At 54.3% G+C, this 14713-nt stretch carries 14 protein-coding genes; 7 read left to right on the plus strand and 7 right to left on the minus strand.

Annotation, left to right across the window (positions count from 1 at the left end):
- Positions 1–8 precede the first annotated feature (8 nt).
- The gene (locus MJQ68_RS17200; protein ID WP_238752402.1) at positions 9–332 is read right to left on the minus strand and encodes a hypothetical protein; all 324 of its coding nucleotides are present in this window, start codon (positions 330–332) and stop codon (positions 9–11) included.
- A gap of 439 nt (positions 333–771) precedes the next feature.
- Here MJQ68_RS17200 and MJQ68_RS17205 point away from each other — a divergent pair, with 439 nt between their 5' ends.
- The 5 genes from MJQ68_RS17205 to MJQ68_RS17225 all read left to right on the plus strand — a co-directional run bounded on the left by MJQ68_RS17205 (position 772) and on the right by MJQ68_RS17225 (position 3990).
- A complete protein-coding gene (locus MJQ68_RS17205; RefSeq protein ID WP_238752403.1) occupies positions 772–1059 on the plus strand; it encodes a helix-turn-helix domain-containing protein in 288 nt (95 codons plus the stop codon).
- 57 nt (positions 1060–1116) lie between these two features.
- Positions 1117–2163, plus strand: coding sequence for a sterol desaturase family protein (locus MJQ68_RS17210; protein ID WP_238752404.1), 1047 nt, complete (start codon positions 1117–1119; stop codon positions 2161–2163).
- A 151-nt stretch (positions 2164–2314) separates the two neighbouring features.
- Positions 2315–2719, plus strand: a complete 405-nt coding sequence (locus tag MJQ68_RS17215) for a DoxX family protein (RefSeq protein ID WP_238752405.1) — start codon at positions 2315–2317, stop codon at positions 2717–2719.
- Entirely contained in the window at positions 2716–3156 is a 441-nt protein-coding gene (locus MJQ68_RS17220; RefSeq protein ID WP_238752406.1) for a hypothetical protein, read from the plus strand. Before MJQ68_RS17215 ends, MJQ68_RS17220 begins: the two co-directional genes overlap by 4 nt.
- Positions 3157–3396: 240 nt before the next feature.
- Positions 3397–3990, plus strand: a complete 594-nt coding sequence (locus tag MJQ68_RS17225) for a tyrosine-type recombinase/integrase (RefSeq protein WP_238752407.1) — start codon at positions 3397–3399, stop codon at positions 3988–3990.
- Positions 3991–4013: 23 nt separating this feature from the next.
- Here the strand turns inward: MJQ68_RS17225 and MJQ68_RS17230 are convergent, their stop codons facing one another.
- The 3 genes from MJQ68_RS17230 to MJQ68_RS17240 form a co-directional block, all read right to left on the minus strand.
- Positions 4014–7484, minus strand: a complete 3471-nt coding sequence (locus tag MJQ68_RS17230) for a class I SAM-dependent DNA methyltransferase (RefSeq protein WP_238752408.1) — start codon at positions 7482–7484, stop codon at positions 4014–4016.
- Between the two features lie 81 nt (positions 7485–7565).
- On the minus strand, positions 7566–8057 hold the full coding sequence (locus MJQ68_RS17235; protein ID WP_238752409.1) for a PIN domain-containing protein: 492 nt from the start codon (positions 8055–8057) through the stop codon (positions 7566–7568).
- A 29-nt stretch (positions 8058–8086) separates the two neighbouring features.
- Entirely contained in the window at positions 8087–9121 is a 1035-nt protein-coding gene (locus MJQ68_RS17240; RefSeq protein WP_238752410.1) for a helix-turn-helix domain-containing protein, read from the minus strand.
- A gap of 351 nt (positions 9122–9472) precedes the next feature.
- On the opposite strand from MJQ68_RS17240, the gene MJQ68_RS18055 reads away from it, so the two are divergent.
- Together MJQ68_RS18055 and MJQ68_RS17245 are read left to right on the plus strand one after the other, a co-directional pair.
- A complete protein-coding gene (locus tag MJQ68_RS18055) occupies positions 9473–9817 on the plus strand; it encodes a YegP family protein (protein WP_406613125.1) in 345 nt (114 codons plus the stop codon).
- A 169-nt stretch (positions 9818–9986) separates the two neighbouring features.
- A complete protein-coding gene (locus tag MJQ68_RS17245; RefSeq protein WP_238752411.1) occupies positions 9987–10646 on the plus strand; it encodes a hypothetical protein in 660 nt (219 codons plus the stop codon).
- A gap of 19 nt (positions 10647–10665) precedes the next feature.
- Here the strand turns inward: MJQ68_RS17245 and MJQ68_RS17250 are convergent, their stop codons facing one another.
- From MJQ68_RS17250 to MJQ68_RS17260, 3 genes are all read right to left on the minus strand, one after another.
- The gene (locus MJQ68_RS17250) at positions 10666–10878 is read right to left on the minus strand and encodes a heavy-metal-associated domain-containing protein (RefSeq protein ID WP_238752412.1); all 213 of its coding nucleotides are present in this window, start codon (positions 10876–10878) and stop codon (positions 10666–10668) included.
- A 19-nt stretch (positions 10879–10897) separates the two neighbouring features.
- Entirely contained in the window at positions 10898–13144 is a 2247-nt protein-coding gene (locus MJQ68_RS17255) for a heavy metal translocating P-type ATPase (protein WP_238752413.1), read from the minus strand.
- Positions 13145–13258: 114 nt separating this feature from the next.
- Positions 13259–14692 (minus strand): PQQ-dependent sugar dehydrogenase, encoded by a 1434-nt coding sequence (locus MJQ68_RS17260; protein ID WP_238752414.1) that lies wholly within the window; start codon positions 14690–14692, stop codon positions 13259–13261.
- Positions 14693–14713: the final 21 nt, after the last annotated feature.

Raw genomic sequence — 14713 nt, forward strand, 5'->3', positions numbered from 1 at the left:
TGGTTTAACTAGACTCTGGGGGGTTGCCCGTTGGGGCCACCTAAAGCGGTGGGGTTCCAGTCCCGGACGAAGCTGGGCTGGGTAATGCCGCGGGGGGGCAGCGGTTGCTGTTCTTCGAGAACTTCAAACGGGGTAGGGGGAGTATCCGCTACCGCGCTACAACAGGCGCATACGCAGAAGGGTGTGCAGTGATCCTGGTGACCGGCGTCGTTGTGATCGTGTTCGGCGTTTGCTTCGTGCAGTTCAGCAGGCGCGTCGAAGGCGACCAGGGGCTGCTCATCCTGGCAGGGGATGAGCGCCATACCGAAGAGGTAGACCGCGAAGAGAAGCATAGAGTAACGCACGTCGGAAAAACGTCTTTGTGAGTAGAAGGTTGAAACTTCGACTGATCAATGGATAGTTACTTGCTACTCTAAAAGGTAACCTTAAGGGCTGCTACAAGCTAAAGCTTATCAATTGTATAAAAACCGAGGCTAAACGGCGAACGTTGCAAAGGCTATAATCACACCTTTTGAACAAGACCTTAACACATGCCGAAGTTCAACAACACTTCCCGGACTTCACCGAGCCCCAACTTTAGATGACGGCATGGAATTGTTTTTGTATTACCTCACCCGTGGAGACAGCTGTGCGATGACCTTTACGTGTTGCATGGCCGATAAACGTAGTGAGATTCGTGCTGTGGCGGAAGAGCCCACCGTTATTTTAGGACTACCACAGTAGAGACTCGAGGAGTGGATGCCTCTGTACAAGAGATGGAAAAAGTTTGTCATGCGGACTTGCGATCAGCGCCTGCGTGAGCTCATCCACACCATCGGTCAGGTTACGTTCAACCAGCTTGACGAAGGGCTAGTCGGCTACGTACAGAAACGTGCGGAGTTGAGCAGTGATCTTACGATACAGACTACCCATAAGGAAATAGCGGATGAACTGCACGTCAGCCGGGAGGCTATCTCTCGTCTGCTCAAGATTTTGGAGCAGCGAGGGGGAGTCATGTTGGGTCGTAATCGCGTACAGTTGTTAAAGACGCCTTACACAAATAGAATCCGCAGAAAGTGATTTGCTCGTGTGATGTCGGTCACAAACTTCCCATGATCCACGCCGGAACTTTGGGATATGGACCGTTACGTCGATGCGATCATCAGTAGCTACTATGGGTATGCTGACTATTTGTGGCGGGATATTACCTCCCCTCAGTGGACCTCCTACTTCTATCTGCTGATCACGGTATCGACTGTCTTTTTCGTGCTCGAGGTTCTAATACCATGGCGTCGTGGACAGTCGATATTCCGGAAGGATTTTTTCCTTGATGTCTTCTACATGTTCTTCAACTTTTTTCTGTTCTACCTGATCGCTTATAATGCTGCTTCTACGGTGGTAGTCACTCTGCTTAACGATACGGTGAAAGAGTTCTTCGGCGGGTTCGATTTGCAGGCTTTCAACCCCATCTACACTTGGCCCCTTTGGACAGTCCTGCTTCTCGGGTTTTTCGTTCGTGACTTCATCCAGTGGGGGGTGCACCGCCTGATGCACCGCTTGGAGCCGCTATGGAAATTTCATCAGGTCCACCATTCCGTACGCGAAATGGGCTTTGCCGCTCACCTGCGCTTCCACTGGATGGAGATTGTACTGTACCGCAGCATCGAGTACATACCCCTGGCACTACTTGGAATAGGACTCTATGATTTCTTTGTCATCCATCTCGTCGGCCTCGCCTGGGGGCACTACAACCACGCCAATTTTCGACTACCAAACTGGCTGACCGGGGGCATCGTAGGTGGACTAATTGGCTTGGCCATTGGGAGCGGGAGCTTTGAAATCTCCCTGATCGATGACCCAACCAACTTCACGGCACTTGCCGGACTTGCCGGAGGGGTGGCTGCCGGAGGGCTCGTGCTAGCACCCTTAATGCCGTACCTATTTAACAGCCCCGAGATGCATCTCTGGCACCACGCGCGCCACCTGCCCGATGAAACCCGTCACGGGGTGAATTTTGGATTGACGCTTGCGATCTGGGACTACCTTTTTGGTACTAATTACCAACCCCGCAACCAGGCCGACTTGGAGCTTGGCTTCCCGGGGATGGAGACGTTTCCAAAAGATTTTGTGGGACAGGCAACTACTGGATTCAACCTGACTCGATTCCCATCGCAGTGTGATTAACGGTTAAAGACATCATGACTAGCAGCTTTCGTGAGGCTCACGTAGAACATAGTTAACGGAAGGTTAATGCACTGTGAGTGTGATAGACATCACAGACATGGGATGCCCCCCAGAATACCTTGTCTCTTCCTGATAATCTAACCCAGTACCTATGCGCCGCACCGTCAGTGTAAGCCCTCTTTCCGTAACTCTTCTGCGCGTGATGCTCAGTGGCATATTCTTGGTTGCGGGCGGAAACCATCTCTTGAACACCGAAGCAACCGTGGCCCGGATGCACCACGCCAGTTTGAAAAACTTCGCCCTCTACTTTGGAGAGCCGGAGTGGCTGGTGATTCTATCAGGAGTTACCATGCTAGTGGCAGGCTTAGGCCTACTCTCCGGCTTTCTTTCGCGCTACGCCGCGCTGGTGTTACTTGCGGTGCTCATTCCGATTACCATCACCGTACAGATAGGCCAGGTAACTACCCTGGGGCCACTGTTTAAGAATGTTGCCATCAGCGGCGGATTACTCTTTTTTATTATCAATAATTTCCCATCTCCAAACCTAATCCGATGAAAACTACCATCCTGTTTACACTTTTTCTTATCCTCGCCATCGGCGGTACTGCCAATGCTCAGGAGTCGAATGATACTACAATTATCGCGGGTGTAGAATCCCTGCAGAAGTACGTTGTACTGACCAAGAAGATACCACAGCTCAAACCCATTCTACTAACGGCCAAGCACTTTCGGGAGGAGGACGGCGCATCCTTCGGCGATTTCCAGATCATCATTTGTGGACAGGATATCGTCAACATCACGGACGCAGCGACGATGAACCCCTACATCGATCAGGCCCGCGAACTAGGAGTTACCCTAGTTGCCTGTGGTTTCTCCATGCAAAAGTTCGGGGTTGATCCCACTTTGGTACCCGATGGTATTGAGACCGTTGATAACGGGATTCAGCACAACTTCACCTTACAGAAGAAGGGTTATTACTCCATCAGTCTGTGATCTGAGGGGGTCCCTTTTCCGGTTCGAAGCGCTGTAGAAGTTGCATTTGTAACTCTGCACCTCATTATCCGATGCATCCCGCATAGGTTCTGTTTGGTGTATAAGTGTAACCTAGAAAAAAGAGATAATTTACTGGTAGTCAGCTAGTTATGCGAATTCGGCTCTGGCTTTTTCATTTCTAGGTTTCGTTTTCCTGCGTGAACGGTGGTTTTTGTAACCTCCCGTCCGTACCTTAAGTACATGGCAAAACCACGACGCAAGAGCGCCACCGCCCCCCTTCGGTGGACGCATGCCAACACCCTCATAAAGGGCCTGATGGCCGACCGCCGCTACAACACCGCCCTCCTGATTGGTGCCGGCATTTACTTCGGCCTCCGAATCGGGGACATCCTCCAGCTACGGTGGGACCAGATCCAGTCGGATCAGTTCGTCGTCAAGGAGGGCAAGACCGGGAAAGAAAGAATGGTCGACGTCCACGGCAACTTCCTGAAGCTTGCCAGAAGGGTAGGGGGGCAGTTGAAGATCTCCGCCGATTATCCTGGTTTGGTCTTCGTCCACCAGCGGAGTGATGGCAACCGGGAGAAGTCGATCTCGGTCACGGCCGCCAACAAGCGAATCCGGAACGCCTTCGCGACCTACGGAATTGATTCGCAGAACGCCAGTTCCCACACCCTGCGCAAGACATTTGGCCGGCGCATCTACGAGAATAACGGCCAGAGTGAGCACGCGTTGATCCTGCTGTCCCACATCTTCGGGCACCGGGATATCGGCGTCACGCGGCGGTACATTGGGTTGACCCAGGAGACGATTTCTAGCGCCTACCTTTCTTTATAGGTCGGTAAGGTAGAGCAGACTCACTACCCCCGCCAACCCCCATCGGTCAGCTCAGCCTGCCCCAGGCTGGCCATCATCTCCAATAGGTTCGCAGCCTCCGCCTGCCTTTTCGCACTCAGTTTTGGCTGATAGGCGGTAGCGATAGCCGTGACCGGTAGGGGTGTCTCTCCCGTTTCTCGCAGGAGGTCGCGCAAGGAGGTAACCTGTTCGGTGAGGTCTTTTGGCCATTTGCGCTTCTCCGCTACTACGACAACCGCAACATTGTCTTCCTCCAGTACCAAGGTGGACTGTACCCCTTGCTCCTCTGGAGCCTGATATTCCGGGCGGAGCCAGCGCACCAGTCCGCGCGCCTCCTCGGCGGCGCGTTCGGCATTTAGCTCAACCAGTCGTTGCAAGATTTCACCGGAGGGAAGGGAGCTATTCCATCCGTAGGCTTCAGCCACCGCCTTATCGAGATCATCGTGGAGTTGCCGGAGGATGCCCACTAATCCCTGCTCGTAAATTTTGCGATCCTTCTCATCAAGGGGCTTCTCACTACGTAGTTTTTCAAGCACGTTATACATGCCGGTAATGGTCAGCTTCATATGCTGAACTTGCTGGCGTTTACGGTGACTGTCAAGGCGCTCGGCCAAATGACGGATTGTTTCCTTCTGAGCTTCAGTAGGGTCAGGAAATGGAAAGGTGTTTAAACACTTCGTCTTATTATAAACAGAGTCATTTCCTATACCTAGACGTCCACCTGCGGCATCCGACCAGGTTACATGAATATTACTTGATAATACCCCGAGGACGAAGGTGTCTGATGAAGCAATGGCTATAAGTTTGTGGTCAGGTATAATCCCAACATTCTGGAAAACGAAAAATCGATGTTTTGCTGTTTCAGGTGTCACAATACACTGGGATAGACCCCTGAGAGCACTACGCAGCATAGGTCTGGTTCGTCCAAACAACCACCACTTTTCTCTGAAACCCTTGTCTCGACTAGCATCCCGCTCCGGCTTCACGTGATCGACCACATGCTGGTAGACTCTGGGATAGCGATCTTGAACCTCGTGAGGTTCAAACCCATACAAGTCGATTATATAGCTATTTCGAGAGTTCTGGGTAATATCCTTGCCGTTTCGGTAAGGCTTCACGACATCCGCATAGCTTGCCGATGAATCGTTTAGTAATTGCGTAGCGTCTTCATCTGAAAGAATGAATCCACTACCCCTTATCATCATTCCAAAGGAGTGCGTGTCTTTGCTGTACTTCAGTTCTACGGCTCCAGCAACGTTTGCGCCAATGGTCAGATCCTGGAGAATCTTTCCTTGTTTACCTTTGAGGCCTACCTCAATTTGACCGTTTTCCCGCTCGCTTTCAACCCCCTCCGTAGTCAATAGCGTCCCCAACTCGGAGCCGTTTCTGGCTACCGTCATAGCAATCCTCACCGCAGCTCCGTCTGATGCGTCCACCCAAGGGTGATCAGGTACAGCGTAAGTGATAGAAACCGGTTTCTTAGCTTCCAAAAAGTCGGCCATAACTCGCCGGTTAAAGGTTTGCCAGATGCTATTGGTGGTGATGAATCCGAATTGTTCCAACCTTCCTGTTTGCAAAGTCAAGGCTGCCTTGTACCACCAATACATGACAAAATCAGCCGAACCCGGTACTTTCTTGTACACGGTTCGTAGGTCCTTGACATAACCGTCGCCAAGAGCCTGGCGCATCTTCTCTCCCTTACCCAAAAACGGCGGGTTACCCACAATGAAATCAGCCTGTGGCCACTCCGCCTTCCGAGCTCCTAAGTAATGATGTACCTGCGTTCGCGCCGTATCATCCGGTACGTCCTGACCGGTAGCGGGGTGAACCTTGAAAGTGATACCGTCCCAGCGGGTGACAGGTATACCGTTATCGTCAAGTTGGGGCTCGATGCTATCCCATGCCAGGATCGCATCGCGATTTTCGATATTATGGTAGTCGCGGATGATTGGCTCGCCCAAGTCACTCACACCGCCGGTGCTGCGCAAGTGCCACTGCAGGTAGCCGATCCAGAGGACAAGCTCGGCGATCGCAGCCGCGCGGGGATTAAGCTCGATGCCCAGCATATTCTCCGGGGTAATGGTGGCTCCGGTGAGGCCGATGCTTATCTGTCCCTGGCCGAGATCACGCAGGGTATTCCTTACTTCCCCCTCCAGGCGTTTGAGCAGTTCGAGGGTGACGTAAAGGAAGTTGCCCGAGCCGCAGGCGGGATCGAGCACACGCAGGTCAGCGAGTCGTTGCAGAAACCCTTCGACCTTGGCGATCGCGCGGTCGGTCTTGTCCTCATCTGCCAGAGCGAGGGCTGCGGTCTGCACGCTTTCCCACTCGTGACGTAGGGGTTCCAGAATGGTGGGTTGCACGAGGCGCTCGACATAGGCGCGGGGGGTATAGTGGGCGCCGAGACTGTGTCGTTCCCGGGGATCAAGGGCTCGCTCCAGCAGGGTACCGAAGATGGCGGGTTCAACCTCCCGCCAGTCGGCTTCGGCGGCTTCAATGAGCAGCTGAATCTGGTCTTTGTCGAGGGCAATCGCGGTCGAGTTGGCGAAGAGCCCCCCGTTAAAGCGTTTAACCGGCGCGTTCAGAGCAATGCTGAATCCCCCGGTGTCCATGGCACCCCATAGGGCTTCCAGCTGGGGTACGAAACCGGCAGGCTGACGCTTGGTCAGGCGCAGCAGTTTGGTGAAGGCCTCATCGGGCAGCAGGCCGGCATCTTCGGCAAACATGGTGAAGAGGCAGCGCATCAGAAATTTGGCGATGGCCGCCTGGCTATCTTCCTGCAGGGAGAGGGTAGGGGCCTGCTCCAGGCTTTTAGCTAACCGGGCCAGTCGATCGGCGATCTTCTTGGTCACCTTCGCACTGCGGCGGGCGGGGTCTAGCACAAGGGGATCAGTCCAGACGAGGCGCAAGCGCTCGCGGAGTTCCTCGCGGTGGAGTTCCGGAATGGGAATGCGGTAATTGTTGGGGTCCGGGAAGGGTTGGTAGTGCCCGCCAGCGCGGCTCCAGTCGGCGTAGAGCGCGATGCTGTGCCCCACATCGGCCACCATAATGAAGGGGGGACGACCACCTCTGATCTCCGGTCCGTCGAGTAAGCGGGCATAATTCTCTGCCTGTTTGCGGGCCTTCTCCATGGCCACGTCCCAGCCCCGGGTACCGCGTTTCCCGTGGCCGGTTTTGCGGGAACGCAGGTGCTGGGTTTTCTCGGCGCTGAGTGCGGCGGCGCTTTCCAGGGTAGCTCCCTGCTTGTTTTCTAGGATAAAGTGGCCGCGCCGGTAGCAGTCGATAAACTTGGTGTTGCCGTTCCGACCGGTCACCCGCTTTTCGAAGACGTAGGTGTTTTCACTCTCATCCGGCAGGCTCGGGTCCGGTTTCGGTACGCCGATCAACTCACAGAGGTCGTTGGTAAAACTTTGAGCGTTGCTGGATTCAGCGGCCCCCGAGGTGGACCACTTTTGTACAAAGTGAGATACATCAGTCATATCGGCAAGGTATACAAAAGTCAAAAGCGCAAGGGAAAGGGAAAAAATTACTCAACTACAAAAGCCTATAACAACATCTACCTACTGTTTCCAGCACGTCAGTCTCTCACCACATTCTTTGGTCGGTAATCTTGAGTTGTGCTGCATAATTATGGAAAGAACTGAGTGCAACATGCCATGATTAGTTACATCTTCCGCGTGTTGATCGAGCAACCAAAGTAAACCATGTGCTCGATGACCAGCTTCACGACAAGCTTTTATGAGTTTTCGATCCCCACTAAGTGCTAAACAACCTTCCTCTTGAAGCAACGCAAAGAAGGTTAGATCAGGATCAGACAGACTAGCAGAAAGTTGGTCTCGCAGGTCTGAAATAAGGCCCTCGTCAGCTTCTTCCAATTGCAGTCGGCCATCCTTCACAAAAGGTTGCCAAATAGCCATTTGGCCATCATTAAGCTCATAGAATACATCAATTGAAACAACTACTTGATGATCGATAAGAATTAGTAAGTCGCAACTGTTGGACAGAGCCAGATCAATTAGAATGTTTGCATCAGTAACTAGTAATCTTGACATGACGTCAAAACTACTAAATACTGGCAAATCTATGACCCTTTAAACAAAACCTCGCGGAAATCACCCAGCTTCATACCGTAGAGCTCGGCAGCTTTACTTTGCGAAATAATATCTTCGGCAATTCCACGTCCAAGTAGTTCCAGCATTCTAGAGGGATTTTCTCTACCCTGGAAAGCGGCAGGCTCATCTTTTCTCCAACCCAGTTGACTGATACTAATCATGGCATTTTTAAACCCATGATCGGTCAATATATGTAGGTCCTTCGCCCGGTATAGTAGCGCAGCTACTGATAGGCCGAACTCACCCTTAAGCTCCAATAGCTCTACTGGGTGAATATGCTTTCGCTTCTGTCCTACCCTTTCTCGCATGACCTCACCAGGAATCGCAAACTCTCCAGCAAATCGGTTAACCACTTTTTCATGATCTAACTTGTCTGAAACGTTGATCAGTAGATGATGTCCGAGCTCGTGTAGCAAGGTAAAACGCTGTCGATCAATTGGAAGGTTCTGGTTGAACACAATGAAATCTTCGGGGCCGTTGGGTAGTGAGCTTAGTCCGTCGAAAGATTTGTGGCTTTTCAACGCCAGTACTTTGATATGCTCTGCTTCAAGTTCATCTACTATACTATGAATAGGGCTCAGACCCACCTTCCATTTGTCACGTAGCCAAGTGGCGGCTGAAGCGACGTCCTCCAGTGAATTAATCTTCGGTTCATAACGCGGGAACGGTTCGGAGGAGACATTCATCACGTGTTCCAATTGAGTAAACCGCTCAAGAAAGTCGCGGGTCTGCTCTTTGATCTGATCGCTGAGCTTCGCGCTCAGCGACTTCTTTTTTCGGTAGGCGACCTCTCCGATCTCTTTAGGTTCACGCAGGAAGTACTCATAACTCAAATCGAGTGCACGAGCAATCTGACGAAGCTTTTTAGCATCAGGGTCTACCTCTCCACGTTCGTAGCGACTGAGAGTGGGAAGGCTTATATCGTCGCCGGTCCGTGCAGCCATCTCTTTGAGCGAGAGACCACGTAGGACCCGCGCCGACTTTAGGCGGGCGGGTAAAGACATCTTTCAATAGTTGTATAGTCGTGACACAGTAGCTAATGCTTGATATTACTTACTTTATCAAGCGGATCGGATTTGCCCAAAAAGACTCACCGCAAACATAAATTCCCTGCTAAGATAGCTGCGCCATGAGAAAAAAACAAGAAAAAAAAGAGATTATTCTCTAATCTTTCGCTCATATTCAGAAAAGTACCGTACCTTACAAACGACAAAGAGGCAAAGACTCTGACGAGCCCTCACCTCCTGTGCTGGTTTGCACCCGACAAGGTACGCATTTTCGCGTAACGTGTCAAGCACGGATGAAGGTTAGTCAGGTCTTGCCTCGCTTCTTTCACGCTCTAAAAACATGAAATCATGCGAGCAGCTTACTACCGTGCCTTCAAGGGTACCGATTCCCAACACTACTTCACCCTCCACTCCCGTGGCAACGGTGAACCTATCTTACGTAGCGAGGGCTACACTACCAAAGCTAGTCGTGATAACGGTATTGATTCCGTCCGGCGGCACTCCCCATTCGATAGTTACTACCGTAAGTACGGTTCTGGCTACGGCAACTACTGGTTTAACCTTGTTGCCGCTAACAATGAAGTGATTGGCACTAGTGAAACTTACTCTACTGTTCAAGCTCGCGAGACTGGCATTGCTGCCGTTAAACGAGACGGTGCAACTGCACAAGTAGTACGAGAAGAGTTTGCGTAATCATTTTTGAGGCTTTGAAGAGGCGATGGAATCTAGGATTCCATCGCCTTTCCAAGTTTCGCCTTCTACTAAAGAGGTAGAGCTCTAAGCTCTTGCAGCTGTACGAATCTCACCTACAGTAATTCCTAATAATTAAATATTCGACCAATGTCAATAGTAGTTTCTTACAGTGGATTTACCGGCGCTCGGCAAAATCCTGACGGATCATGGGTTTGTGGTGGTGCTTTCACTGGAGCCCGGCAGAATCCCAATGGATCATGGGTTTGTGGTGGTGCTTTCACTGGAGCCCGGCAGAATCCCAATGGATCATGGGTTTGTGGTGGTGCTTTCACTGGAGCCCGGCAGAATCCTAATGGATCATGGGTTTGTGGTGGTGCTTTCACTGGAGCCCGGCAGAATCCTAATGGATCATGGGTTTGTGGCGGTGCTTTCACTGGAGCCCGGCAGAATCCTAATGGATCATGGGTTTGTGGCGGTGCTTTCACTGGAGCCCGGCAGAATCCTAATGGATCATGGGTTTGTGGTGGTGCTTTCACTGGAGCCCGGCAGAATCCTAATGGATCATGGGTTTGTGGCGGTGCTTTCACCGGAGCCCGGCAGAATCCTGATGGCTCATACGTCTGCGGCAGTGCTTTTACCGGAGCGCGGCAGAATCCTAATGGATCATACGTCTGCGGTGGTGCATTCACCGGAGCCCGGCAGAATCCTGATGGCACTTGGGTTTCTGCCTAGAGTGTTGACAATGCTATTACTTTGGGAGCAGATTTACAACAAAAGACTGCGTCCAAACGGTGGAGGAGAGGATATCAAAACACTCTGCTTAACATAACCCCACTTCTAGGCAGTTTTTACACTGGTAAGGCTATAAAGCCGGCGTCTGCAATACCTGCACTGATTTCGGCAGAAGAAACCTCATCTTCCGCATGAACGGTAAGTATGCGGTTGATACTCTCTAAGTCAACCTTCCAGCGTTTAATAGACTTGTGGCCGTCCAGGGCGGGGGTGACGCCACGTACGCAGCCACCACAGTTGATGTTGGTTTTGAATCGCATGGTCTTCATGGGCAGGGGGGGTGGGCGGTTAAAGGGTTGCGGACTTCAGGCGCAGGCTGTTGAGCACTACGGAAACCGAGCTGAAGGCCATGGCGGCTCCAGCGATCATGGGGTCAAGTAGAAAGCCGTTGATGGGGTATAGCAGTCCGGCAGCAATGGGGATACCGATGAGATTGTAGATGAACGCCCAGAATAGGTTCTGCCGGATGCCGCGTACTGTCTGCTGAGACAGTTCGAGGGCACGGGGGATGGCGGTCAGGTCGGAGGTAATGAGTGTCATCTTGGCTACGTCCATGGCAATATCGGAGCCGTGGCCCATGGCGATGCTGACGTCGGCAGTCGCCAGGGCGTGACTATCGTTGATGCCGTCGCCGACCATGGCTACGACCCTGCCCCTTCCCTGTAGTTCTTCTACGAAGGTGGCCTTGTCGGCCGGCAGTACTTCGGCGCGGTAGTCGTCCAGGCCTACCTGTTTGGCCACCGCAGCGGCGGTCTGCCGGTTATCGCCGGTAAGCATGTACACCTCGATGCCGCGCTCGTGGAGCGTGCGGATAGCACTGGCCGAGCTAGCCTTAACCGGATCGGCAATCGCGACCAGCCCGATGGCCTCGGTATTTCTAGCGACGAAGACGACGGTATTGGCCTCGTTGCGCAGGGCTTCGGCCCGGGTGCGGAGGTCAGTACTAAGCTGTAGGTCTTGCTCGCGCATCAGTCGCTCGTTGCCGACGTAGTAGGTGTTGGGTCCGTGCACGAAGCGAATGCCCTGGCCAGTGAGGCTCTCGAAGTCGTTGACTTCGGCTTCGATCAGGCGTTGGTCCTCGAGCCATTCGACCACGGCGCGGGCCAGAGGATGCTCCGATAGTGCTTCGCCCGCCCGCAGGATGCCCTTCACCGCACCGGCGTCCGCGACCCCCTCCCAGTGTTCAGCCGTAACGGTGGGCTTGCCCTGGGTGATGGTACCGGTCTTATCTAGTACGATAGCGTCGACGCGGTGACCCAGTTCGAGGCTCTCGGCGTCCTTGATGAGGATGTTATTTTCCGCCCCCTTACCGATGCCGACCATAATGGCCGTAGGTGTAGCCAAGCCAAGAGCGCAGGGACAGGCGATGACCAGCACGGCCACGGAGGCCAGCAGGGCGTGGGAGAAGGCGTCATCTCCACCCAGCAGCATCCAGGCGATGAAGGTCGCCGCGGCGATGCCGATCACGACGGGTACGAAGATACTAGCGATCCGGTCGACCAGTTTTTGTACCGGGGCCTTGCTGCCCTGGGCTTCGCGGACCATACGGATGATGGAGGCCAGCAGCGTAGTACCGCCCACCTTCTCGGCCAGGAAGCGGAAGCTGCCGCGCTGATTGACGGTGCCGGCAAAAACGGCCTCGCCCGCCACCTTACGCACGGCCAGCGGCTCGCCGGTGATCATACTTTCGTCTACGAAGCTTTCGCCCGCGGTGACTTTACCGTCTACCGGGATCTTCTCGCCGGGTCGTACGAGTAGCATATGCCCTACCTGCACCTCTTCAGTCGGTAGCTCGGTCTCGCGACCGTCGACGATGGCGCGAACGGTCTTGGGTTGCAGACCGATCAGCTTCTTGATCGCCGAGGAGGTGTTGGACTTAGCGCGTTCCTCCAGCAACTTGCCCAGGGAGATGAATACGACGATGACCGTAGCGGCCTCGTAGTATACGTGGGCCGGCAGGCCGCGCGCCAGCCAGAATTCCGGATACACGGTGTTGAACACGCTGAACAGGAAGGCGATGCCGGTACTCAGTGCCACCAGCGTATCCATATTGGCCGTGCCGTGGCGAGCCTGCCGGTACGCCCCCACGTAGAAGTGGCGACCGAACCAGAAGAGCACCACCGCCGCCAGCACCAGCGAGATCCAGCGCCCGGCCTCCCACTCCATGAAGAACATCCCGATGATGAAGACTGGAAGAGTGAACACACTGGCCCAGAGCGTACGCCGCTTGAAGGTCTGGTAGGCCTCCTCCTTGAGTTCCTCCTGCACCGCGTCGGGATCCTCGGTATCGATCAGCAGGTCGTAGCCGACGGCTTGTACCGCACGGCGGAGTTCCTCGGCAGAGATCCGGGTACGATCGAAGTCCACTAGCGCCGTAGTATTGGCGTAGTTGACGCTCACGCTGTGTACGCCGGGCACCTTAGCCAGGATGTTCTCCACGCCGGCCGCACAACTGGCGCAGCTCATCCCGGTGACGGGGAAGGAGGCGGGGCGGGCGGCGGAAGGCGATGGGGGCGAGACCAGGGTAGCGCTCATGGTGAATGCGTTGACAAAGCCTTTGGTGGCACGGCTTTACTGAAAAACACGGTGGTCCGGCCGGCGGTTTTTCTATATTTTGATATGATGCACCGGAATACGTGCCGGGAAACACTAGTGGCTGCCCTGTTGGCCGGCGGACTTTTCTGTAGGCTGATAGTCATAGTTACTAGAGGGTACCATACGGTAGATCTTGCCGGTCGTGCCGGACGGACCCGGGGTCTCACTGGTGAGTACGTACAGTTCACCGGCGGTATCCTGGGCGAAGGCGTTGATGTAGCGGCCGCGTCTTCGGTCCGCTGCGTTACGTATGGATACTTCGGACACGTCATACGGTCCTCCTCCACTGTTCCTGGCCGTGTAGATCGCGCCAGCCGGGCTGTCGTGATGCTGGGTCCACATACCGAAGATGTAGTCTCCGTCCAGCTCACTGAACTGTCCGCCCCGGTAGACGTATCCCCCGATGATGGCGATACCGTAGCCGTCGTAGCCTAGCGTGTCTTTATGGGGTAGGACGACAATGGGATCGATCAGCGGCGCGCCGTCGGGGGTTTGGTTGGGACAATCGGCCAGGGGCTGCTTGGCGCTAGCGGCGTTGAAGCAGCTTGTGCCTTCCTTGACGTTCCAGCCGTAGTTACCACCGGACTGGATAATGTCCACCTCTTCCCATAGGTCCTGCCCCAGATCGGCGGCGAAGAGGGCGTTGCTACCACCGCGGTCGAACGAAAAGCGGTAGGGATTGCGCAGGCCGGTGGCGTACGTTTCGCGTACCCCTTCCCGGTCGGCTAGGAAGTTGTCGGCGGGTATACCGTAGGGGTCGCCCTGGTCGATGTCGATACGGATGATGCTGCCCAGCAGGTTTTGTGTCTGTTCTTGTCCATTGCCCCCGTCGTTGCGTTCGTACCAGTCGGCGAGGTGACCGGTGCCGGTGTCGTTAGCCCCACCGCCGTCACCGAGGCCCAGATAGAGGTAGCCGTCCGGTCCGAAGGTGAGGGTGCCGCCGTTGTGGTTGCCCTGCGGCTCGTCAACGTACAGGAGAATACGTTCCGTACCGGTATCGGCCCGCAGGGGGTCGGCGGCATCCCGCCGGAACTCCGACAGGTGCTTGGTATGGCTATAGTCCGCCGGCGCACCGCTGCGTAGGGGGACGCTGTAGTGGACGAAAAAGCGGCCGTTGGCGGCATAGTCCGGGTGGAAGGCCAGGCCCAGCAGTCCGCGCTCTTCGTGCGCGGGCTTGAGGTCCATAATTTCATCCCGTAGGTCGAGGAAGGGCTGGTCTAGCAGCTGCCCTGCGGTATCGATGACGTAGACCACGCCGGGTTGGTCGACCACGTAGTAGCGACCGTCGGGGCCCTGCTCCATACTCAGCGGGTTGGTGAAGCCTTCGGCCAGCAGCTCAAGAGCTACGGAGCCGAGGGTGCTATCTGGTTGACTCGTGTCCGCCGCAGAGACATTATCCCGACTGGATTCACTGGGTAGACTACTCTGACAACCAGCAAGTACGAATAGCAGGGGCAGGTAGGCAAACAGGGAATAGGAATTTTTCATTACGGTAGGTTTAGCAAAAGG

This window comes from Neolewinella maritima (assembly GCF_923081025.1).
GTDB lineage: Bacteria > Bacteroidota > Bacteroidia > Chitinophagales > Saprospiraceae > Neolewinella > Neolewinella maritima.